At 36.9% G+C, this 23,349-nt stretch carries 24 protein-coding genes and 2 pseudogenes; 8 read left to right on the plus strand and 18 right to left on the minus strand.

Going from position 1 to position 23,349, the window contains the following annotated elements; translation table 11 throughout:
• From CVD28_RS06220 to CVD28_RS06240, 5 genes are all read right to left on the minus strand, one after another.
• A complete protein-coding gene (locus CVD28_RS06220) occupies positions 1–309 on the minus strand; it encodes a replicative helicase loader/inhibitor (protein WP_101591496.1) in 309 nt (102 codons plus the stop codon).
• Complete coding sequence (locus CVD28_RS06225) at positions 302–1,039, minus strand: conserved phage C-terminal domain-containing protein (RefSeq protein ID WP_101591497.1); 738 nt, start codon at positions 1,037–1,039, stop codon at positions 302–304. The genes CVD28_RS06220 and CVD28_RS06225 overlap by 8 nt, the downstream gene beginning before the upstream one ends.
• Before the next feature lie 1,165 nt (positions 1,040–2,204).
• Entirely contained in the window at positions 2,205–2,375 is a 171-nt protein-coding gene (locus CVD28_RS27925) for a hypothetical protein (RefSeq protein WP_180953996.1), read from the minus strand.
• 193 nt (positions 2,376–2,568) lie between these two features.
• Positions 2,569–2,808 (minus strand): hypothetical protein, encoded by a 240-nt coding sequence (locus CVD28_RS06235; protein WP_101591499.1) that lies wholly within the window; start codon positions 2,806–2,808, stop codon positions 2,569–2,571.
• Between the two features lie 143 nt (positions 2,809–2,951).
• Positions 2,952–3,839, minus strand: coding sequence for a hypothetical protein (locus CVD28_RS06240; RefSeq protein ID WP_101591500.1), 888 nt, complete (start codon positions 3,837–3,839; stop codon positions 2,952–2,954).
• A gap of 253 nt (positions 3,840–4,092) precedes the next feature.
• Between CVD28_RS06240 and CVD28_RS06245 the strand changes: the two genes are divergently transcribed.
• Together CVD28_RS06245 and CVD28_RS06250 are read left to right on the plus strand one after the other, a co-directional pair.
• The gene (locus CVD28_RS06245) at positions 4,093–4,353 is read left to right on the plus strand and encodes a hypothetical protein (RefSeq protein ID WP_101591501.1); all 261 of its coding nucleotides are present in this window, start codon (positions 4,093–4,095) and stop codon (positions 4,351–4,353) included.
• A 643-nt stretch (positions 4,354–4,996) separates the two neighbouring features.
• Positions 4,997–5,908 (plus strand): superoxide dismutase, encoded by a 912-nt coding sequence (locus CVD28_RS06250; RefSeq protein WP_180953998.1) that lies wholly within the window; start codon positions 4,997–4,999, stop codon positions 5,906–5,908.
• Positions 5,909–6,417: 509 nt separating this feature from the next.
• On the opposite strand, the gene CVD28_RS28455 is transcribed toward CVD28_RS06250, so the two are convergent.
• From CVD28_RS28455 to CVD28_RS06280, 6 genes and pseudogenes are all read right to left on the minus strand, one after another.
• Positions 6,418–6,564: a YjcZ family sporulation protein gene (locus CVD28_RS28455; protein WP_101591502.1), complete on the minus strand. Its 147-nt coding sequence runs from the start codon at positions 6,562–6,564 to the stop codon at positions 6,418–6,420.
• Positions 6,565–7,151: 587 nt separating this feature from the next.
• Positions 7,152–8,269 (minus strand): IS3 family transposase gene (locus tag CVD28_RS06260; protein WP_219621183.1). Its coding sequence is split into 2 segments (ribosomal slippage): positions 7,152–8,023 and positions 8,023–8,269, totalling 1,119 coding nucleotides; the frame shifts between segments, so codons are not numbered across the junction.
• Between the two features lie 419 nt (positions 8,270–8,688).
• Positions 8,689–9,579 (minus strand): UTP--glucose-1-phosphate uridylyltransferase GalU, encoded by an 891-nt coding sequence (gene galU / locus CVD28_RS06265; protein WP_101591503.1) that lies wholly within the window; start codon positions 9,577–9,579, stop codon positions 8,689–8,691.
• 50 nt (positions 9,580–9,629) lie between these two features.
• Positions 9,630–11,084: a glycosyltransferase family 2 protein gene (locus CVD28_RS06270; RefSeq protein WP_374702507.1), complete on the minus strand. Its 1,455-nt coding sequence runs from the start codon at positions 11,082–11,084 to the stop codon at positions 9,630–9,632.
• A 301-nt stretch (positions 11,085–11,385) separates the two neighbouring features.
• Positions 11,386–12,494, minus strand: a protein-coding gene (locus tag CVD28_RS06275) for an IS3 family transposase (RefSeq protein ID WP_101591505.1) whose coding sequence is annotated in 2 segments (ribosomal slippage) — positions 11,386–12,245 and positions 12,245–12,494 — 1,110 coding nt in all. Because the reading frame shifts where the segments join, the coding sequence is not laid out codon by codon here.
• Positions 12,495–12,785: 291 nt separating this feature from the next.
• Positions 12,786–13,136, minus strand: a pseudogene (locus CVD28_RS06280) (manganese catalase family protein); the annotation flags it as partial.
• Positions 13,137–13,300: 164 nt separating this feature from the next.
• Here CVD28_RS06280 and CVD28_RS06285 point away from each other — a divergent pair.
• The 5 genes from CVD28_RS06285 to CVD28_RS06305 all read left to right on the plus strand — a co-directional run bounded on the left by CVD28_RS06285 (position 13,301) and on the right by CVD28_RS06305 (position 15,914).
• Positions 13,301–13,540: a hypothetical protein gene (locus CVD28_RS06285; RefSeq protein WP_101591507.1), complete on the plus strand. Its 240-nt coding sequence runs from the start codon at positions 13,301–13,303 to the stop codon at positions 13,538–13,540.
• A gap of 331 nt (positions 13,541–13,871) precedes the next feature.
• Complete coding sequence (locus CVD28_RS06290) at positions 13,872–13,985, plus strand: YjcZ family sporulation protein (RefSeq protein WP_101591508.1); 114 nt, start codon at positions 13,872–13,874, stop codon at positions 13,983–13,985.
• A gap of 737 nt (positions 13,986–14,722) precedes the next feature.
• Positions 14,723–14,962: a YjcZ family sporulation protein gene (locus CVD28_RS06295; RefSeq protein WP_101591509.1), complete on the plus strand. Its 240-nt coding sequence runs from the start codon at positions 14,723–14,725 to the stop codon at positions 14,960–14,962.
• Positions 14,963–15,277: 315 nt separating this feature from the next.
• Complete coding sequence (locus CVD28_RS29215) at positions 15,278–15,469, plus strand: YppG family protein (RefSeq protein ID WP_374702508.1); 192 nt, start codon at positions 15,278–15,280, stop codon at positions 15,467–15,469.
• Positions 15,470–15,707: 238 nt separating this feature from the next.
• Positions 15,708–15,914: a hypothetical protein gene (locus CVD28_RS06305; RefSeq protein ID WP_180954002.1), complete on the plus strand. Its 207-nt coding sequence runs from the start codon at positions 15,708–15,710 to the stop codon at positions 15,912–15,914.
• Here CVD28_RS06305 and CVD28_RS06310 read toward each other — a convergent pair.
• From CVD28_RS06310 to CVD28_RS06325, 4 genes and pseudogenes are all read right to left on the minus strand, one after another.
• On the minus strand, positions 15,911–16,180 hold the full coding sequence (locus tag CVD28_RS06310; RefSeq protein WP_101591511.1) for a hypothetical protein: 270 nt from the start codon (positions 16,178–16,180) through the stop codon (positions 15,911–15,913). The genes CVD28_RS06305 and CVD28_RS06310 overlap by 4 nt on opposite strands.
• Positions 16,181–16,183: 3 nt before the next feature.
• Positions 16,184–16,570, minus strand: a complete 387-nt coding sequence (locus CVD28_RS06315) for an SHOCT-like domain-containing protein (RefSeq protein ID WP_101591512.1) — start codon at positions 16,568–16,570, stop codon at positions 16,184–16,186.
• Positions 16,567–16,941, minus strand: a complete 375-nt coding sequence (locus CVD28_RS06320) for a DUF2089 domain-containing protein (RefSeq protein WP_101591513.1) — start codon at positions 16,939–16,941, stop codon at positions 16,567–16,569. The genes CVD28_RS06315 and CVD28_RS06320 overlap by 4 nt, the downstream gene beginning before the upstream one ends.
• Positions 16,942–17,451: 510 nt before the next feature.
• Positions 17,452–17,565: pseudogene (locus CVD28_RS06325) on the minus strand (LytTR family transcriptional regulator); the annotation flags it as partial.
• A gap of 131 nt (positions 17,566–17,696) precedes the next feature.
• Here CVD28_RS06325 and CVD28_RS06330 point away from each other — a divergent pair.
• Positions 17,697–18,725, plus strand: coding sequence for a zinc-binding alcohol dehydrogenase family protein (locus tag CVD28_RS06330; RefSeq protein WP_257985775.1), 1,029 nt, complete (start codon positions 17,697–17,699; stop codon positions 18,723–18,725).
• A gap of 643 nt (positions 18,726–19,368) precedes the next feature.
• Here CVD28_RS06330 and CVD28_RS06335 read toward each other — a convergent pair.
• The 3 genes from CVD28_RS06335 to CVD28_RS06345 are packed head-to-tail and all read right to left on the minus strand — an operon-like array spanning position 19,369 to position 23,136.
• The gene (locus tag CVD28_RS06335) at positions 19,369–20,457 is read right to left on the minus strand and encodes a GerAB/ArcD/ProY family transporter (protein WP_101591515.1); all 1,089 of its coding nucleotides are present in this window, start codon (positions 20,455–20,457) and stop codon (positions 19,369–19,371) included.
• A gap of 26 nt (positions 20,458–20,483) precedes the next feature.
• Positions 20,484–21,563 carry a Ger(x)C family spore germination protein gene (locus tag CVD28_RS06340; RefSeq protein WP_101591516.1) on the minus strand — a complete coding sequence of 360 codons (1,080 nt, stop codon included), beginning with the start codon at positions 21,561–21,563 and terminating at the stop codon, positions 20,484–20,486.
• Between the two features lie 28 nt (positions 21,564–21,591).
• Positions 21,592–23,136, minus strand: a complete 1,545-nt coding sequence (locus tag CVD28_RS06345; RefSeq protein WP_101591517.1) for a spore germination protein — start codon at positions 23,134–23,136, stop codon at positions 21,592–21,594.
• Positions 23,137–23,349 lie beyond the last annotated feature (213 nt).

Genomic DNA, 23,349 nt, shown 5'->3' on the forward strand with positions numbered 1-23,349 from the left:
TTAGTTCATCCTTATCCTTAATATTTGTCTCAGCCGCTGCAATTCCTCTTGAATGTCTTGTTCCACTGCCGGTTCCCATTCAAATTCCAATGGCTGTTGTTCGCCTGCCAGATTTTGCTTCACAAGGTCTGAAACCTTCGGTGGTGCCGGAGATTGGGTTACAAAGCAAACCAGATTTTGTTTTATCTGCTGAAAAGAGTATGTCTTCAATGCCTCATGCCAGGCATCCAATTTTTGCTGGTCAACAGTAAACTGCCCATAATATTCGCCAATCAATTTCAGGATTTCGAATGTTTCCCTCTTAGTCATCGAGATCAAAGTCCTCCTCGAGAACCTTGTTGCTCCCAAAGCCTCTCTGGTTTAAGTACGACTCAAACTTTGTCCCGAATAACGTTTCCGGCCTCAAGTACTTGCTCCATTGCGGATTTTTCCACTCTGTAGCCTTTAGGTCTATCACTCTCTTAAAATCCTCCAGTGTAAAACCTTCCTTCCATCTTTTCCGGATCAGATTTCTGGTTTGTTGTGTACTCGCCTTATAACAGGAATTTGTCTTTTCGTTCAGGTAAGCGATGATTTCGGCATAGGGGATTTTATTCTCTGCAGTAGTCTCTTGGGTAATCTCTGGTATTGCTTGGTCCAAGCCGGGCTCCTCCATGTCTGCATTTGGTGCGTTCAATGGCTCATTTTGGGCAGCTGGATGTCCCATTAGCTCCTCTTCCAAATTCATTAGCTTTTCATAATCGATTGTGTACCATTTCGTTTTATCCATCTTGGACCGGTTCCAATTACCCGAGATCAGGTAGCCATCCTTTTCAAGTTCCTTGATCGTTCGCTTAATCGTACTCTCCGACCAAAATGGCAGCTGGTTTTGCCAATTCTTATACGTATTGTAAATCCACTTTCTCCCGTCGAATTCATGCTTGCTTGATTTCAGCCAATAATGCACCTGCTGCAGAATAACCGCCTCACTCAACCCAATTTTCACAGCCAAAGAAGGAATGATCATTAATGGACTTTCCTTGATTAATAATCCGCTCATAAAACCTGCCTCCCATTCGTTCAATTTTTGTTGCATGTGCGAGCTGCCGCGTCAAAAATCCCTCTGCCGAAGCTTTAAACATTGCTTTCAACTTTTATATATATCGATTGGAGCAAAAAGGATCATCGAGGAGGCAAATTTTTATAATCGCGTGAAAAAAACTATCCTCTAATAAACCGCCCTAAGGGAAAAAAGCATCTCTAATCGTTTGAAAGTAAAAAGGGACGATCCAAAAGTCACATACAGTGAGTTATTGGATCGTCCCTATTTCTATATCAATTTAAGTTCTATTAATTTGAGAAGATACTGTTCAAAAATGTAGACTAGCAAAATAATGCCACTCCAGCGCTACTGACCATTTTAAAAGTGTTTACTGAGTCCTTAACAGAAACAGCTAGCATTTCACACCAAGAAGATTGAGCTTACAATTGCTTTTTTGAATTGTTGTAAATAAACCAACGTGTTACCAAGCATGCAAGAAGAAGCGGCAAATCAGATTGATGTTTTGTTCGCAAAATCTAATTAATTACTACGTCACAAAAATGACAGCACTCCCGCTTGATATGCCATTTTAAGTGCAGTCAGTAAAAAACAAAACCCTTTAACCAATAGGTCATCCGGGGGCAGCCAATTCCGGATGGAGAAAATGTAATCCCATCATATGTTCCCGTAAATCCTGTTCCAGTTTAGCCTTTTCCTGCCGCTCTGGTTCCTTTGCCTTCCACTTATAGTAACTTGATCGCTTAATACAAGCGATTTCCAATAACCAGGTGATTGGATAGGCACCTTTTAATTCTTCGATTATTTCATATTTGAGTGGCTGTGGGATATCGTCTCCTCCTTTACTAGATTTGGATATTGCTTTTTTAGATAATCAACCTGCGCTTTTAAATAATCTCTTTCTTCTTCTACTGACTTGAATTTAGTGCGCGGGCGCCCCATTAATGGATTGGATGCCCCTCCACTTCGTTTATCAAATGGCTGCCCGTTTTTTCATTTCCTTAACCATACTTTTAGTTGTCATTTGTGTAGCTTTGAAACGTTTGCCCCTTTATAGCCATAGAAAAATCCCCTTTAAGTAAAGTGTAATACCCACATACCACATGGGAGGTTTTTTACACTGTCTACTTAAAGGGGATAATATCAGATGTCCAGCTCTTTTTTATTATTGACCCTCTTCTTCAGTACCTTCTTCTTCAGTGCCTTCTTCATTGGTCTCTGTTTCTTCAGTGTTGGTATCATCTGTTCCATTATCTTCGTTGGTGCAACCTGTGGCAATACCTGTTAACATGAAAGCCGCCATTAATAATAAAAACCATTTTTTCATTTCTTTCATCCTCTTTGCCTCCATGATTGGTCCAATTTCGATTACAAGATAATCATACAGGCTTTTCAGAAAAAAAGAATATGGTTTCCCCATTCTGAACCTTTATTTACCTATTCTTAAATATCGCTTAATTATTTATCTAATTATTTAAAAAGTGTTAATTTTCCATTAATATAGAGGCAGCTTACGAATTTTGAAATGGTTACAGCAAACGATGACTTGCAAAACCATTTACACACCCTAATCGGTCAAGGTGCCGAAAGGTAAAAACAATAAAGTTTCGAAACATACTTACTCCTCTACTTAGAAGCGAATCATCATAGATTGCACTGTCATCCACTTTTTTACCTTGATCGATTCCTGCCTTTTTCCAGGCATCGCTGTTTGATGTTGCATAGGCTGTCGTTTCAGGCGTAGCGGCAAAAAATGTTACCGTCAGCAAGCAAGCAATAAGCCTTCATCAGCTGAAATCTTAGTAAACAATGCAACATCTTCTGCTGTGAAAGTCCGTTCAAATGTAATAATATCGCCTACTTTTAAAGACAATATCATTCCCCCCGATTTTTTTATTAAAGGGTTCTTTTATTAATCTCCACCGCCACCGCAGCTGGAGCAGGAACTATCGGACGAGCAAGAGCTACAGGAGCTAGCTGACCCGCAACTTGTACAACTTGATGAAGTTGCGCTCCTTATTTTCATGTAACTTGAAAATTCATCATAATGAAAATAAGAAACAGACAAAACAGGAATAAGCATTGCGTTGTATTTTTCCTCTCTTTTGCTTTTTTTCATTTTTTCGTTTATGACGCTTTTTTCATAATCCTTTACTTTATTTGCTGTTTTTTTCATGGAAGAGATGAGTGAGAGTACAGTAGTATTATATTTGGTATCACTTTTAAAATATTTAACTATAAGATCGTTTTCTGGTAAATTTTTAAACTCATCAATGATAGTTGGATGTACTGGGTACCGGAAAAACCCCTTATAAAGATGGATATTCTCTTTTTTTATGAGAAAAAGCTCAGCGTACACCCAATCAAAAAAACCTCGCAAATCAGGGTCAGCTGACCCTTTTACATTTGGACTGTGGTGAAGAATACTCCCTAAATATTTTTTTGAAAAATCATCATACTCTCGGGTAAACATGAGCATCTGATGCCACAGTTCATCAACTTTCTCGCTAAACATTGGAGACTCTTTTAAAAGAGAAGTCATAATAAAGTAACGTTTTAAATCTAGCAGACGCCACTTGTACTCATTTTCTTTTAATTTATTTTCTTTTTTCACCCTATCTTCTACGTTTTGCATATAACTTTCACTAAGGGATTTTTCCAGATCATCACTTAGTGTTTTAAGCCCTTTTATTCGTCTTATCTCTATTGTTTTTGGAGATAAACCAAATGTAAATGTGAGTTTTTTTCGTAAAAATAAAATTAACGCCATAACAACTGCTAGTAGTAGTAACCATTCCATTGTATCCCCTCCATTAACTTCTGATTATTAAGATTCGAACACTACATCATTTAATATCTTGTCAACGACATCTCATAAAGCATGAGATTTTTCCCCTCCCTTCGAATTTTCAATAGTGTCCGTCAAGATGTCTGTATGTTAAGGGTGTAAGGAAATTAATACATTTTTTCTGAGATAAGAAGATAAATACCTATACATCTTACCTGCAAATACATAATTATATAATGTAAGCCGAACAATAAGGAGGCCCATAATGAATCACGAATTACATGGTATTACTATTGATGAGAATGACATGAGACGGCCAATTGGTTTTGGAAGACCTTTTGGATATAGGAGGCCGTTTGGATTTGGTTATGGATTCGGATCACCATTTGTCGGCGGCCTTTTAGGGGGCCTTGCAGCGAGTACATTAATAGGACCATATTATGGTGGTTACGGATATGGCTATCCTTTTTATGGCGGTTACGGATATGGCTATCCTTTTTATGGAGGTTACCCATATTTTTATTAATATTTAAAACAAAATTGCCTGGGACCAAGCGTTCCGGCATTACATACGTGATTATTGGAGCGAGTTACTGTTACAATGCCTGTGTTTCGGCCTATAGATACAGAGCATTCTGTTAAATATTGAGGTGTGAAAATTACAAGTACATAACATCAAGTTCAAATCTTATTAATATCAAAGCGTTATTCTATGATTAGTGGGGATAGACCTTTTTCTCCCAAACGTACACCAATCCACAGGGCGAGGCAAAAATAAACATCGGCAAAGGGAGTCTATTAGGCTCTCTTTTTTTTGACATGAAAAACTCTAAACTGTCACCTGTTTGGTGTACCCAATTATCCTCACCAAGTCTTATCTTAGCAAACTATAGCCGGTTTGTTGAACAATCAATATAAACATTTTTGTAATTTAATACAACTTCTTTTTCTTTAAAGAAGTGAATAGATTGGTGAATGGTACAATTCACTTCTTCGTTATGCGTAAACGATTGTAAACTGAGAATTTTCAACTATAGCCAACCCGATAATAAAAAAAGATTTCAAAACTAACATTTATTTTTTTACACATTATTAATGTATTGCTCTGTGATTTTTTACGCTAAAGACTCATATCTTGTTAGTGCCGGTAAACCTAGGAGGGGAAACAATTGCATTTAAATGAAAAAACTTATCGAGAGTTATTATTGAATTGGTGTGAAGATATTGAAAAAACGTGGGAATCAGTTCGAGAACAGTTAACAAATATCGACGAACATATTCTACAGCAATGGGAAGACGCCTTCTTTTCATTAAAAAATGAAGTAATAACGGAAAATCGCATTCATGATCATCATGAATTAAGTAAGAAAGCAACATCCCTATATGACAAGCTTAATGGCTTCATTAACCAAGCTGAGCTTTTATCTGGTCATAACGAAAATGAAAGAATTCAAGTCGTTCCAATCGGGGGACATCGATTACCTCCTCTTCCTTATCCATATAATGCTTTAGAGCCTGTCATCTCAGAAGAAACGATGAGATTACATCATGATATACTTCATCAACGCTATGTGGATGGGCTTAATAAAGCAGAATTAGAAATGCAAAAAGCACGTGAAAGCGGAAATTTTAGCTTGATTAAGCATTGGGAAAGAGAAGCAGCGTTTCACGGTGCCGGTCACTATTTACACACAATTTTTTGGAATATTATGAGTCCGCGTGGCGGGGGTAAACCATCCGGTCAGCTAAATATAGCTATAAATAACGCATTTGGAAGCTTTGAAAAATTTAAGAAGCAATTCTCCGAAGCAGCAAAAAATGTTGAAGCTGTTGGTTGGGCGATTCTCGTTTGGGCCCCTCGAGCCCATCGCGTAGAGATTTTAACAGCTGAAAAGCATCAGAATCTGACCCAATGGGATGTCATTCCATTGCTTGTTCTGGATGTATGGGAACACGCCTACTACCTGCAATATAAAACCGATCGAGCTAAATATGTTGATAATTGGTGGAAATTAGTTAATTGGAGTGAAGTGGAACAACGATTTAAAAAAGCAAAAACTATTATGTGGCAACCATTTTAAAGCTATTACGGGTAAATGAACCACAACTCCTTTTTTATCTTAATTTCGATAAAAGTTAACCTTTAATGATTAAAGGGATAAAAGCAGTGCGATATCAATCATTTATATATTAAATATAAAGAAACTTGAAATTAAATGATTTACAAAAAGCCTGATTTATCGGGCTTTTTTTCTTTATAACAATAACTAGAAAAATATCATTATATATGTTTGGTGGTCAGAATGTGGTCAAAAATAACCTATGCTTGTTAAACATTTAATTCACTTTTTTTCTAATTAATCAGTTTCTTGTGAGTCATATACACGTTTTATCATATGTACAAGTCTGAACAACTGAAGGGCTATTGTTTACTTCAGATTAAAAAAATAAAAGGATTGCCTCTTTTTCGGGGAGGCAATCCAGGAGGCAAATATAAAAGACTGTTGGATGCGGGTTGATATATTATATGGAACCAATCGTTCACCCAGCTTGGCTATAAATAATTTAACTCTTATCAGCTTCGTTTTAATTAATACTCACCAAAACATACGCAACCAAGAATAATCAATAAAATGAACAATACGACTATCAACGCAAATCCTCCGCCACATCGACGTGGTTCTTCATATACAGGAGCTGTGTATCCACCACATCTACCAAAACCAAAGCAGCCCATAGATTCCCCTCCCTCCATTCAGCAATCAGAAATGGATTCTTATCATCCATACCATAAGAATATGTGGCCAAGAAAGCATTAGATTGGACATCCATCTCTATTTTCAGGAAAATGTGTTTTTTACATAGGAAGATCTTCAATTGTGTAAATGGAACGTAATGCTTTGGTATCAATAGTTAAATCTTTTGTACTTATAAAACTTCCGCTGTTGTTCTTGAATGCCAAATAATCTTCTCCGGATTCAACTGATGAAAATTCCTGCACGGATCGTTTTCCAGACTGCTTTGTCTACAACGCAGCAGCCATATACACTTTTATATATCGGATACCATATGATAATTGGTATAAAATAACTGGAGAAATTAAAATAAACTGCAAATTGACTCTTCTCGAATACAAGAAGGAGTGTTAGAAAAAGAAGATATATCCTAAATTTCCCCTTTAGGATTATGGGATTAATGGTATTACAGGTGTGAGAAACTATGGTTTCTATGACATATGCCACACAAAAGCACATAGACCTTTCCCTGAAAGTGGAAGTTATCTTATTCTAAGTTTTGAGAGATTTCTGGATTGTCAACACTAAACTAGACAACTTTTTTAAGGTGTTCAAGTTTGTACTCAATCGGGGTTAAATATCCTAGTGTCCCATGAATACGGATGTGATTAAACCAATGAACATAGTCGCGCAATTCTCTCGTCAGATCCTCCAGTGTATCGAAATGACGACCCTTCACAAACTCTGTTTTGATGATCTTGAATGTGGCTTCAGCTACGGCATTGTCGTAAGGACAACCCTTCATGCTTAGAGAACGCTGGATATTAAACGTCTCTAGTGCATCGTCAATCAGCCTATTTTTAAACTCACTCCCTCGGTCCGTATGGAAGAGCTGAATTTTGCGAAGATCCGCCTTAATGGATGAAAATGCCCGGTAAACCAGTGCAGCGTCTTTATTCGGTCCAGCGCTATACCCAATGATTTCTCTATTAAAGAGATCAACAACCACACATACGTAATGCCATTTTTGATTGACCCTTACATATGTTAAGTCGCTTACAATCGCTGTCAACTCATTTTCCTGATTAAATTCCCGGTCCAGTTCATTAGCTTGGTTTGATTTATTAACCTGCTTTGTATGAGGTTTAAATTGAGCCACTGTATAGGTGGAGACGAGACCTTGTTCTTTCATAATCCGACCAATTCGTCTTCTGGAGACAGTGGGTCCGCGTTTTTTTAATTCTACTTTGATTTTGCGAGTTCCATAGTTTTGGCGGCTCTCGTGAAAAATTTCGATTATGTCGGAAGTGATGTCATCTTCTGATTTTCTTTCTTTCGCTTCATAATAATAAGTGCTTCTAGGCAATTGAAGGACTTCACACATTGCTGATATCGAGTATTTGTGTTGGTTGTTCCGAATCACATTTACTTTCGTCCTAGTATCAGCGCAGCTTGCTTTAAAATATCATTCTCCATCTGTAACTGCTTGAGTTCCTTACGAAGCTTTACCAATTCTGATTCTTGTGGTGTTCGGTTATCAGCTTCTTTGAATGAGCCGGAGGCATTATGTTGAGAGATCCACTTATCAAGAGAAGATGGTGTTAGATCGTCACGGATGATATCCTTTCTTGGCTTGCCATTCTGATACAACTGCACCATTTGGTTTTTAAATTCATCTGTAAATGTTCTTCGCTCTCGTTTAGTCATTGTAGATTCTCCTCAACTAGTGTATTAGTAGTCTACTTGACCTTAATATCCTGTCCAACTAAGTGTAGCCTATCCAAACTTACTAATGTAAATAATGTGAAACATTGTGGGATAATCGGTGATTTCAAATCACTCATAATTGCTATTATGGGTGATTAAGTCTTGTTATAATTCTAGAAACAAATAAACATTAGGACCGGTTTATAGAGGTTAAGCTAAAAGTTAACCAGTTTAATGTTAGTTGGGGTGAACCGTATCATAAGTAAATGAGGTTTTTAGTGAATCATAAGAGGATGGTTACAGGTATTAACCACTTATAAAGTCTTACAAAGGTGCTTTTCGGTTAATAAATAAAAAAGCTGAAATATACAAGATATTGCATAAAAAAGTTGTATATTTCAGCTTTCTAAAAGGTTAAATTAGGTTTTCAAATAGGTATCCTCAGTAATCATAAACAATTCTTTAATATAGGTAGTCAATTCATCTCGAAGATCCTCATGCTGAAGTGCAAACTCAATTGTAGTTTTCACAAAACCAATCTTATCTCCAACATCATATCTTTTTCCATCAAAATCATATGCGAATACATTTTGAATTTGGTTTAATTTTTGAATTGCATCTGTTAACTGAATTTCTCCTTCAGCTCCAATTTCTTGCTGATTTAAAAACATGAAAATTTCTGGTGTAAGAATATAGCGACCCATTATGGCAAGATTTGAAGGAGCTGTTCCTGGGATTGGTTTTTCCACAAAGTTTTGGACCCGATATCGTCTTCCATCTTGTGAAGCTGGATCAATTATACCATAACGGTGTGTAACTTTATTCGGAACTGATTGAACCCCAATAACAGATGAGTGTGTTTCTTCATATATATCAATAAGTTGTCTTAAGCACGGTGTTTCACTTTGAACTATATCATCACCAAGAAGAACTGCAAAGGGTTCATTACCGATAAAATTACGTGCACACCAAACAGCATGTCCAAGTCCCTTCGGCTCTTTTTGACGAATATAGTGAATATCAGCAAGGTTTGTGGAGTAACGAACTTTTTCTAACAATTCTATTTTTCCTTTTTTTAATAGGTTTTGCTCAAGATCAGGAGCAAAATCAAAATGATTTTCAATAGCATGTTTTCCTTTTCCTGTAACTATAATAATTTCCTCAATTCCAGATGCGATAGCTTCCTCAACAATATATTGAATAGTTGGCTTATCGACTATCGGTAGCATTTCTTTTGGTTGAGCTTTTGTTGCAGGTAATAATCTAGTACCAAATCCAGCTGCGGGAACAATCGCTTTTTTAATCTTCATAACTACTCCTCCAATCTTAGTACTGCTTGAAAATCGATTTCTATAAACTATTAAGCCGCATGCCGACCTCTCAATTTCCAAATCTGGTATAACATTGCCAAGGATGAATAAACAGTTAAGTAAGTTAGCACTACCCAGCCTGTCTGTAAATAAGGCGTTACAGCTATCTGTACATTTTCGCTAGTTAAAAAATCTCTCTGATCAATACACAAGTAAGTTCCTAGTGCTATTATTAGTATAATAGCGATGATACCTTCAACAAGTTTGCTTCGTGTGTTGCCCCTCTCTGCATTATACTGGGTTGCCCAACCGTCTTTTTTAACAGAGGAAAATTTGCCTAACCAAACATTTCCAAACGTGATTAAATTAACCCATAAATATATCTCAGGACTAATCAGTAATGCGGCTAAAATCACATCTATGGGCCTGTGTAATGGAGTCTTAATTGCAAGAATAGTATTTAATATAGATGCTATTACGACTGGTGTAAGCCATATCCAGGACCAATAAAACTGGTCTGTAGCAAGAGCGACAGCTAATAGAAAGATCAATAAAACCCGTATCGATAAATCGATAAATGTTTTTATTTGTGACCTCCATATTTTTCCTTTATGTTTTGATTTAACTCCAATATCACTATTTGTAAGTAATTCAACCGTACCCGATTGCCATTTGTTACGCTGTTGTCGGAAGGTATGATATGATCTCATAGCATCAACAAAACAACGGGCCGTGGGGCTAATTAGTGTTTTCCATTTCTTCTGAATTTGCCAAGTTAAAAGCATGTCCTCTACATCACTTTCATCCTGCCAAGGGCCATCCAATTTGTTTTCATCTATAATATTTTGTAATGCTTCTGGTCTAAACAAAGACGCTTGGCCGCCAAGAACATATGTACTTCCTCCACTATATTGGAGATCTAACAACCAGCTGGCCATATCTTGTTTTTGCTGATGTGTCCACCAACGTGCAATTGGGCCCCCATACTCACCGCTTGCAATTTTTTCTTCGTAATGGACATCATCTTTTGAAATAAGACTTTTCTTTTTGGGCATTCTCATTGTGTACTTAGCCATTACTCCACCAATATTTCGCGAACTCATTAGTCCTTCCCACAATTGGAATAACGCATCAGGCGCAAGTCGACTATCTGCATCCATACCAAGTATTGCCTTGACTGAGTGTTTATAATACTCCTCAAATACAGTTAATTTTTTATCATATAAGTCTAGAGGATCTCCATAAATACTTTTCCAAGCTGAGTTTAAAGCCCCCACTTTTCGTTGTTTATTATTTTTTGTGGTAAGAACCTTCAATCTTAGGTTGAATTCTTGTCCTGCTTCTAATGCTACTTCTTCCGTCCGATCTGAACAGTTATCAGCAATCACAATAACATCAAGTTCCACGTCTTTTGGCAAGGATTGATCCCCTAAACCAGCTAAACAGTCACGGATTGACTTCTCTTCATTATGCGCTGGAATAAATGCAACAATTCTTGGCTTCATATACGTATTCCTAACTTTTGAGACTGGTGAATCATTAGGAATTTTTATAATACTAGTTACATCATTCATTCCTCATCCTCCAACTCGACAAAGATAATCCAAAAGCCTTATAGTTCAAGATTCTTTTTTGTAGGTTAGATACTCCTCGAAAGCAATTATTTATCACTCCTTCATCTAATAAAAAAACTTGATATGCTAAATGTATTAGTTCAAACTAAATTTAGAACCATAATTTGAGGATGAGGTAGGAAAAATATACTACTTCCTTAAGTTGTTTGAGAGTTGGATTGTCAACACTAAACTAGACAACTTTTTTAAGGTGTTCAAGTTTGTACTCAATCGGGGTTAAATATCCTAGTGTCCCATGAATACGGATGTGATTAAACCAATGAACATAGTCGCGCAATTCTCTCGTCAGATCCTCCAGTGTATCGAAATGACGACCCTTCACAAACTCTGTTTTGATGATTTTGAATGTGGCTTCAGCTACAGCATTGTCGTAAGGACAACCCTTCATGCTTAGAGAATGCTGGATATTAAAAGTCTCTAGTGCATCGTCAATCAGCCTATTTTTAAACTCACTCCCTCGGTCCTTATGGAAGAGCTGAATTTTGCGAAGATCCGCCTTAATGGATGAAAATGCCCGGTAAACCAGTGCAGCGTCTATATTCGGTCCAGCGCTATAACCAATGATTTCTCTATTAAAGAGATCAACAACCACACATACGTAATGCCATTTTTGATTGACCCTTCCATATGTTAAGTCGCTTACAATCGCTGTCAACTCATTTTCCTGATTAAATTCCCGGTCCAGTTCATTTGCTTGGTTAGATTTATTAACCTGCTTTGTATGAGGTTTAAATTGAGCCACTGTATAGGTGGAGACGAGACCTTGTTCTTTCATAATCCGACCAATTCGTCTTCTGGAGACAGTGGGTCCGCGTTTTTTTAATTCTACTTTGATTTTGAGAGTTCCATAGTTTTGGCGGCTCTCGTGAAAAATTTCGATGATGTCATCTTCTGATTTTCTTTCTTTCGCTTCATAATAATAAGTGCTTCTAGGCAATTGAAGGACTTCGCACATTGCTGATATCGAGTATTTGTGTTGGTTGTTCCGAATCACATTTACTTTCGTCCTAGTATCAGCGCAGCTTGCTTTAAAATATCATTCTCCATCTGTAACTGCTTGAGTTCCTTACGAAGCTTTACCAATTCTGATTCTTGTGGTGTTCGGTTATCAGCTTCTTTGAATGAGCCGGAGGCATTATGTTGAGAGATCCACTTATCAAGAGAAGATGGTGTTAGATCGTACTCACGAATGATATCCTTTCTTGGCTTGCCATTCTGATACAACTGCACCATTTGGTTTTTAAATTCATCTGTAAATGTTCTTCGCTCTCGTTTAGTCATTGTAGATTCTCCTCAACTAGTGTATTAGTAGTCTACTTGACCTTAAAATCCTGTCCAACTAAGTGTAGCCTATCCATTCTTTATTTTTGCAGTTAGATAATCTTCAATTAATGGACACCATTAAACGCAGATAATCTTTTTTTCTCTCCATGTTTTTTTATAAGGTGCTTCTGAAAGGCCTATTGATAAGAAATTAAGTGAAGATTAAAAAAGGAAAAACCGTGACTGGGATTAATCACCCTGTTCAAGGTTTTTCTTATTAATGTTTGTGTTACTTCTGTTGTATTTACTTTAGAATATCTTTTGCCGGTCCCGCTCTTCTTTTAAAATCTCTACCGCTTCCCTAAACCTTAACGAATGGACGATTTCCCGCTCCCTTAAAAATCTGAGCGAATCATTGATGTCCGAGTCATCAGAGATATCAATCAACCACTGGTAAGTTGCACGCGCTTTTTCCTCGGCGGCAATATCCTCATACAGGTCAGCAATCAGACCGCCTTTGGCTTGGATGTATGCAGCGGTAAAAGGAACACCAGAAGCGTTTTGATAGTACAATGCACTATCATGGTTAACATAATGGTCTACCAGTCCAGCATTCCTCAATTGCTGAGGGGGTGTGTCCTTTGTGAGCTTATATAACAAGCACCGAAATACGCACCTATCAGGAACCAAAGCAAATATAAATCCTTGTAGAAAAATTTTCTTCTAAAGACACTTTTCCGCTCCTACTTTGTGTATTCATCCACTCAAATAAAAAGTTTGGACATACCCTGTTAGTGAGTTTGAAATTCGGAGGTGTAGTGTAAATGTCAGTTTCACGTTATCACGGTATGTGCAGCCGCGGCATTGGAAGGGCTGTTGAAATTAAAATGCGTGACGGCCGTACGCATCGGGGAATCATCGATCGGGTTACTCGAGACAGAGTGTATCTCCGTCCATTTGGCAAAAACTATGGTGGATATGGATACGGATGGGGCTTTGGATTCGCTGCAGGATTTGCACTGGGAGCAATCGTCAGCCTGGCTTTTATTCCGTTTTTCTGGTAATGAATTTTTGTCCTAGAGTTGTCAAGGTACCGTTTTTGGCTGCGGTATCTTTTTTACTTATTTTAACTATTACATCAAGCAATCTTTATTAAATCTTGCTATCAAGACCTTTTTGAGGTTGGTTTCTTCAATAGGCGAATTTATTTTATCATCTCGATATCAAGCTGTTTCCAACAGTTGCATACGTTTTCCGCAAGGATTGTCTCTTTCAGGGAGAAAATCTTTTAATTTTTTTTATTCTGAAGTAAACAATAGCCCTTTCCATTCTTCAGGCTTGTACATATTATAAACCGAGTATAAAACTCAAAAGAAATAAAAGGAGTGGATTATTGTGGGAGAAAGCGTTGGAGGATACGGTTATGGCTGTGGGTTCGCCTTACTGGTTGTACTATTTATTTTGTTAATTATCATTGGCTGTTCATTTGGTAAAGGCTACGGCTACTAATAACCATAATTAATCGCAAAAGCCTTGTAATCGGCTCAAAGCCTTTTATGAGGCTTTTGCTATTTGTAGCAATATTTTTCTTCATGGGTACATTTTTAGTGAAAAAAAGCAGCCGAGGAATCCCGGCAGCACGTTTACTTCTATAATCAATCAGATTGGCATATTGTTTCAGGGTAAATCCTTCAATGCTCGAATAGCCCATAAACTTAGTGATATCCTGGATAGAATTATCGGTTTCTGGTGGGGTAAGTATAAATTAAAACACTAACAAAGACACATTTTTTGCTCCTGAATTGTCTCTTTTCGGAGAGGTAATCCTTTTATTTTTTATCTGAAACAAACAAAAGCCCTGCCGTTATTAACGGCTTTTACATATTGTAAAACGAGTAAATACACTCCCAAGAAAAAGGGCATCCAAATCTACTGTACTGGATACCCTTTTTTATTTCCTTTCGCTTGTTTCTTGCTACGGCTCATCCAGAGCCAGCCACTTGCGGTTGTCCTCAACCATAGCCAACAAACAATACTCGAATTAATTGCATGCGCCTCTTTAGCTTACAAATTCTCCTAGTGTCTTTTTAGAACATAACCAATAGATTTGAACTTGATAAAATATTAAAGACAAGTGTGGATTTCTGTTATTCATATAGTATTTGTCCAATCTAATCTTTAATAGTTACATATCCTGCAATAAAGGACAAGATTATCCCTTAATACTAGTCAGAGGAGGAAGCGTTATGTGCTTTGGATGTGGCGGATATCGTTACACATCTCCTGTAACTACCGCCCCAAGTTATGGCGTCGGTGAATTTGCATTAATCGTCGTACTGCTTATCCTATTAATTATCATCGGCTGCGTATTAAAGAAGGGCTTGTGCAAGGCTGATGGATATGGTGGCGGACACATGTTTGCCTTGATTGTTATGCTATTTCTCATAATTATTATCGGCTGCTTGTTCTTGAATGTATTAATTTAGAAACTGGGACGGGATTTTAATGAGAATTCTAGTAATCTATCCTTAATGAATTAATTTAAATTAAAGAATTTTTCGCTTCTAAAAGAAAGATTACTTTCGATTCTACTCAGAGCTTCTTATTTGCCGATTAATCACACATAGATTTTCAAATATTATATTTCAAAAATCCAAATGTGTTTTTTGGGCCGTTACCTTTCCTAAAAGATTCGCATTTTCATATAACTAATAAAGAAAAGATACCTAATCGAAGCAAAGGAGGTTTTTGATTTGTTTTCCAGAAGACCGGAAAGACGGCCGACGCCCTCCATTTTTTCTTTGGGCCCAGTTCGTCGTCGCCCAGTACAGCAGCCTACCAATTTCCTGTCCCAGTTTCGTACATCTGACGGTAGTTTTGATTTCATAAAGATTGCAGGGAGTGCTCAAGAAGCTATGAATATGTATAACCAAGTAAAACCCCTCGTAAGTCCCTTCATAGCCCCTTTTATTACAAAATTCCTTAAAAAGTAACCAGTAACAGATACTTCATCTCATTTTATTAGGTTACGAATGTATCGATTGGGGATTTAATTGAGAAGAGAGAACACTAAAGGGGCTGTTGACAAAAGGGTGAAAGGAGCCAAAATTCCTTTCACCCTTTGCTCATTTTGTCATGATTTACTTTTGAACCGGGTCACAGGCCCAAAACTTCCCCCAATTTATTGCCTTTACCATCCGTTTTAGATTTAAACAAAAAGTGTTGGCAGGTGTGAACATTAAGCTTGGTTCTGTTGTTTCAGATGTTCTCGGTGTATCGGCAAGAGACATGCTTGACGCCATCGCAGGTGGTGAAGAGGATCCTGAAAAACTAGCAAATTTTCGCTCGACGCACCATGAAAAAGAAGAAAGAAGAAATGGAACTCGCCTAAAAGGCTATATTAACCTGAAAACTGCGATTTTTAGAAGTTTTATTTAAAGCTTTACTTCTACCTCAATTCCATCATTCAATTTCGTTTCAACAAGGATAACTCCACTGTGCTTAGAAAATCCCTGCAGCAACGGTTTCAAATCTTTTCTTTCAATTTCCGGGAAGAAGAATTTGCTGCCATCCTTTTCAATTGCTTTATTTATTAAGCGGATAATCCTTTTTGATGTAATAATAAAACTGACCAAATTTAAAACCGGATAGGGAACGGGAATGGAGAATCGTTTATCCTTTACTTTCACCTTGACTTTTAACATAATCTACTCAATCACCACAAAAACTTTATCACCATTGGCCGAGGTGATGTCAACTATCTGTCCGTCCAATTCGTTTTCAATTGCTTCGATGAGCAGGTCAACGTTAATATCTTTTACATATTTTTCTGCCTCAGGTATTTTTTCAGCAATATTTGTACCTACTTTTAAAACAGCCTTTACCAGATTAATCGGTAAATTCACATTTACATTATCTCCTTCTTCGGAGGACACACGAATCTTTAACATTTTATTTCCATATGGGACTTCTTTTTTTGTTACAAGCTCTGGCTGATCTTTACCTTGTAAAATATGAATTAATTCACTTGCTTTTTCCTTATCAATCTTTCCTTCCTCCACCAGGGTTAAGACTCTCGAAATTTCGTCCTTCATTGTACTTCCCCCTCTTTTAATAACTGAATGGCTTTCTCTGCCGTAATTTCGCCTTTTTCCAATAAGGATACAATTTTTTTCTTATCCACTTCCGGTTTCTTTTGAGAGGAAAATCCCAGAGCAGTGATAATGTCATCTAATTTTCCTCTGACTGTCGGATAGGAAATTCCGAGCTCCTTCTCGACCTCTTTGATATTTCCACGGCATTTAAGAAAAATCTCAATAAAATGCAGCTGTTCCTGACCGAGAGCCGCCAGTCTTGAAACTTCAAATTCATTTTCTACCGTTGTCTGGCAATGGTTACACTGTAGCTTAGTAATTTTTAGCGCTTTGCTGCAAACAGGACAATTAGTGAGTAAAGGATATGCCATACTGTTCTCCTTTCTTTCAGTTAATCATATTCTACATCATATATTTTATTTTTCAAACATCTTTTTAAAATTATTTATAAAAACCTATGTTTTTATTCAATAAATTAAATTACATATTTAATTTATTAATTTATTGAACATTCAAGTTAAAGTAAAAAACAGACTCATTGGAGAGTCTGTCTGATTGTCGAGAAAGGGATATGAATCTATTTGACACTTAAAGGAAAATTCTTCGAAAAGTGGGTTCTTCAATTTAACGGTCCTTTAATGGAATAAGGCATTACTATTTGTTCCCTTCCGATAGTATTCTATATAATGATATTTCTTTAATTGGCCTTTAAATTTTCCTTAAAGTACTTTCGGTATCCTTTTTGGCAGCTTCTTTCTTACGTTTGATTCGTTCTTTTTATTACACACATCTCTTTGCTTCGGTCGATGTAAGTGTCAGGCCCTCGGTGCTTAAAGCAGCGGGGGCATGATCCTAAAATTGCTAATTTTCAAATCAATTCATTTACTTGGCCAATAGTAGATATATTCTTTTGTATTAGAAACAGAAATCGAAATTTCATTCGAAAATAATTCACCAATGACGTCCAGCAGTGAACTTAAGGTTATATATTCCATACTATTAACACCTCATTCACATCTTTATTTTCACTAAATTTCACTGATGCTTAGAAACGATAGGCTAATAGTAATTATTTTAAGCCATTACTAATAACGGGTATACTATTAAGGAAAGGATGTGGTTCATCATGAATACAATGAAGGCGGTAGGATTAACTCGTTACCTTCCAATTGACAATCCCCAAAGCCTGGTGGACGTAATTGTAGAAAAACCAAAAGCAACGGGTCGTGACATTTTGGTCAAAGTTGCGGCCATATCGGTCAACCCTGTTGATACAAAGGTACGAGCTCCTAAGGAAAGAGTTGAGGAAGTTCCTAAAATTCTAGGTTGGGATGTAGCAGGTGTCGTCGAAGAGACAGGACCGGACTGTTCATTGTTTCGTCCGGGAGATGAAGTTTTTTATGCTGGCAGTATTGCACGACAAGGCGGAAACAGTGAATACCATCTGGTCGATGAACGAATCGTTGGGCGCAAACCTGTTTCCTTAAGTTTTGTGGAAGCCGCAGCTCTTCCCCTAACCTCCATTACAGCTTGGGAAGCGTTATTTACCCGAATGTCTATTTCCCAAGATCCGGGCCCTAACAAAGGAAAGGCTCTGCTGATCATTGGTGCAGCCGGGGGTGTAGGTTCCATTGCCACTCAGCTTGCAAAACAAGCGGGGCTTACTGTAATCGGGACTGCTTCCCGATCGGAAACTGTTAGCTGGGTTAAATCAATGGGCGCGGACTATACCATTAATCACCATGACCCGCTCCTTCCACAACTTCAAGCAATTGGATTTGCAAACGTTCCGTACATTTTTTGCCTGAATGCTTTGGAAAAACACTGGGCCGGTATTAGCGAAGCTATTTCTCCGCAAGGAGTTGTGTGCGCAATTGATGATCCAACCTCTCCGCTGGACCTCAAATTGCTTAAGCAAAAAAGTGTCACCTTCGTGTGGGAGTTTATGTTTACTCGCCCTGTTTACGAAACAGATGATATGATTGAGCAGCATCTATTGCTTAATCGTATTGCTGATGCTGTGGACCAACAAAAATTAAAGACAACACTGGCTGAAGTCCTTGGACCAATCTCAGCAGAAAATCTCCGTCAAGCCCATAAATTTTTGGAGAGCAATAGGACGATTGGAAAAATTGTACTAGAAGGTTTTGTTTAAAAACCTGTTTGCAGAGATTTTAAAAAACAATGCCGTTTCCCGATAAATCGGTGATTCGATAATTGCAATAGGATATAAATATAAAGCCGACTGCTGATCGCAGCCGGCTTTAATTACACAAAGAAACTTTCTTTTACTTATGATATAGTTCTTCGTAATCTTCGTCGGAGTCAGACTAACGGATGGGCTAGTACCGCACTCGTTAGTTGAAGAAGAACATCTTGAATCAATCAAATGGTTCTCTTCAATTTTCTTTTCTTATTTGAATCTGTAATTAATATTAAAACTAAGATCTCTTAGGCTTATTCCAAGTATAATTGCACATACCCTACTTACTCCCATTCCTACAAACCCCCTAATTAACTTCAAACCAACAAAATGCGTTAAGATACATAAATTTACAAGAACCAATGGTGAAATATAAAATGGTAAGCTTGATTTGTATTAGAACATCAGTGTGACAAATCCCCGACGGAATAAAGCGAACTAAAACCTAAAACCTCACTTAGTTTAGGATCATCCATTGTAATTTCTGTGATTTGGAATGGTTCCCCTTCCCAAATGTAACTGCTGACCTTTTCTGTTGAATCCTTCCAAAACGACCTGCCCAGATTGTATTTTAAGTTTCTAGAAGCTTTCTATCCTACTTAGTTATTTTATGCTTAATATGAATGTACAAAAAGAGAAAAGGGATATATACATACACAAAGTAAAAAGCAATGTTTGAATACATTTCATTCAATCGATCTATCTGACTCCTCTCTTTGAGCACATTAGCTATAATAAAGAATAGGACCAGTACAATGAACAGACTTATACGTTGTTTCACATTTGCTACTTTCTTAATAGCACGACAACCTGCCCATATTTTCACACTGATATTGGGTAATATGAGAAGTAACCAAATCGAAACAACGATAAATTCGACTCTTTCAATTATAGGGAATTTCGCAATTTTCATTTGAGCTAATGTTGGCCATATTGTCTGGTTTAAGTGTCCTTCACTAAAGAAGACAAATGTGATGAGCGCTATAATTAGATAAAGTAAGCTTGAGAACAAAAGTCCAAAATGGGCCCATTTTTGTGATCTGTCTGGATTTTTTATGAATGGGTAGAACATGAATAAGGTCTCAAAGCCAACATACTGAAACAACATAGCTTTAGAGGATGATACGATTTCCTTAACAGAGTGGTTAAAGACAGGTAATAAATTGTCAAAATTGGCAAATTCCAACGAAAAAAAATTAAGGGGAAACAGGATAATAACAGGTATGATAGTTCCCCAGAAACACATTCCAGTTATCACGCGGAATCCACCGGATACAACGTAATAAATGAGGACTAGAAGAATGAAGCTTATTTGCCATGTCTTCATTAAGGGAAACAGCCAAACTTGAACAACTTCAATATAAACACGGAAAACAATTAAAGCTAGTATAAGAAAGTAGAAAATCACAAAAATGTTGAACAGTCCGCCAATCCATTTTCCAAAGTGAAAATTGTGAACATGTATGACATCATTATTAGCAATTCCAAGAATACGATAGATCATCCAAACTAGTATATGAATACTTATACCTGATAAAACGATGGACATCCATGCATCATAACCTGCGTCCTTCGTTATATCTCGTTGAAAACTCATGATTCCTATGCCTATAATATTCGTGTAGATCAGAAAGAAAACGTAAAAGGAAGATACTAAAAGTCGTTCGTCAAGTAATGATTTCACGTGGTTCCTCCTTTAATCATGCAGACTTACTCTTCAATACCTGTATTTAGGATGTAAATATTTGTGTTTACAGTGGTTTTTACTTCTGGATATATGTCCATAAACCGTTGATAGTCCCAATTTCTTGAGCTAGCTCTAACCTTTTCTCCCAACCCAATGGGATCTACATTGTATCCTTGTGCCAGTGAAATTAAACTTTGGACCTCTTTCTTAAAGTGTTCATTTAAAATTCCTTTCAATTTTACAATATCTTTATCTTGTTCCAAATCAAACCAGGATGATGCTTTTTCAATCTCTGCATGGATGGTTAAATCGATGAATATACTAGGGATGCCATCGCTATTCTCAACCGTATATGTAGTTTTTGCATCCAGGTTTTTCAAAAGAATAAAACCTTCCTTTTTATTATGTGTGATTTTGGTTTTATATTGCCCATTTTGAAACCCCTCAATTAATGTTTTTAGAATAAAGGACTTTCTTAAATTAATATGATTTATGTACTTCCCGTTCTTTAATAAGGCTAACCCGTCAATTTTAATTTGATCTTCCTCTAGGATAAAGTAAGGTAAAATTTGATCCCTCCCTTCTTGATGAAAATTGTTCAAAAACAAATGCAGATTCATTTTTGGCAAATTACCATTTTCAATGTTTTGATTAATTTTTTTACTTAAATGGAATGAAAGATTCACATGGTTACTGGATTGAAGTATTTCTTCGGCTGTGTTTTTAGCAATGCCCAACAGCATTCGACTCCCCGTATTTGGATTTCGGGCTAAATTAGTGATAACATCTTCGATCCCTTGTGTGGCATATTCCTTGCCGAACAATACAAAATCTAATTTTCCTGTCTCAATAGGATAGGCTGATTTTGCATTCATTCTCGGGAGTATGTCTTCATATGAATCAGACACCGTTTTATAAGTATTCAATTTGACTTTTCCTTTCTCTGCGAAAGTAGGATAAATAGCAATTCCTTTGACTTTGCCTTCTTCCCGATCATATCCCAGAGCTTCAATTATCTGAACTTCATCAATGATCCTTTCATGTATACCACACCCTGATAAAAAGAAAGTTAAGCTAAAAGTTAACAGAAAACATAATTTCATTTAATTCACCTTTATTTTCCTTTCCTGTTTATTCATCAAAATCACTTTTCTTTTTTTTCTTAGTATGTGGGTGGTATCTCCAAATTGATTTAGGACGTAAGTAATTGGGCCTTTTGGATGTTTTACTATAAGGGGAACGGATCAGGCTGTCCGTTAAATCCTCAGGCCTAAAAGGATAAAATGGAACGGTATAGGGTGTTCCTAAAGACTCTAACCGTGTAAGGTGAATGATTAAAAAGGCAATCCCTATAACGATACCTAGTCCCCCCCAAATAGATGCGAGTAAAATTAAAGGAAAACGTAAAAAACGTATAGTGTTCGACATTTTATAAATTGGGGTAGTAAATGAAGCTAAGGCAGATAAGGCGACTATAATGAGTAAGACATTACTTGTAAGGGACGCCTCAACTGACGCTTGGCCGATAACAATACCGCCCACTATTCCCAATGTTTGTCCTACCTTTGTAGGTAACCGGACTCCCGCTTCACGTAATAGTTCAATCGTGAATTCCAGAAACATCACCTCTAATACCGGTGGAAACGGGACATTATAACGAGAATTACTAAGTGAACCGAATAAATCGTTTGGAATCATCTCGTAATGGTAAGTGATAACGGCTATATAAATAGATGTTCCAAAAAGGGAGAAAAGCACACTGAATACCCGTATTAAACGAAAAAAAGATCCAAGAATCCATGGGAGAAAGTAATCTTCAGGTGAAATAAAATAATCAATTATCGTAGAAGGACCTGTAATGACATATGGCGACCCACTACTTAAAACAGCTACTTGTCCGTTAATAAGAGCTTGAACCACTCTATCCACACGTTCAGTTGGAAGAAGCAAAGGAAACGGTGTAAGGGAATCATCTTCTATAATTTGATGCAGCAGAGAAGTATCAAAAACGACATCAAAATCAATATCTTGAAGCCGTTGGGTCATGGTATTAACATGCTGCTCACTCGTAATCCCATCAATATGAGCAATAATAACTCGAGTATTTGAAATAGAACCAATGTTTATTTCCTTCGTAATTAGATCAGTTGTATTTATTTGTTGTCTTAATAAATGTAAATTTACATCAATATTCTCAAGAAACCCAATTTGTGGCCCCACCACACTAAACTCATTTTCAACGTTATTTTGTTCACGCAATCCAGCTTTATCATTAGATAAGAGAATTAAAGCAACCCTTTGATCATTTTCCTTCATTTGAAGTATCGCATACCCTTTAAGTAACTTTGATTCAGCTTCGTTCCGATTTTCCGTTATTACAATATCTTCTATTGCGATGATTTTCTTTATGTCATCAATTTTCTCTAGCCTGTCTAGTTCAAAAGGGGTCTCTCGGAAAATCATTAAAATTTTCAGTTGGAGTTGTTGTTGATCGATCAGTGTATTGTAGTAAGAAATGATTAAAAGTCCCGGTTCATCCGTAAGTGGAAATTGTTTAAAATCACTGGATTTTTTAACCTTAGCAAACAGCTGGCCAATATCTTGTGAATTCTCATTCACGGCCTGTTTGTCTTTATTATTTCTAATCTTTCTAATCTTTCGTTTTTTGAAGAACATCTAATCACCTCCCTATTACAAAGGAATTCATATCCTTCTATATTATTTAAAGGAATCCCCATATTTATGTAAATCCGTTTTATAAGAAGTGAAAACTTTATCCTCTCCAGTTTACATAATATTAATATAGTTTAGAGTAAGCAACGGACCATGATCCTAATAGAAATAATTCCTGTAGGGGTAGGATAGGGCAGCAAAAGTGGACTTTTTTTT

The organism is Bacillus sp. M6-12, from assembly GCF_002860285.1.
Lineage (GTDB): Bacteria > Bacillota > Bacilli > Bacillales > DSM-1321 > Peribacillus.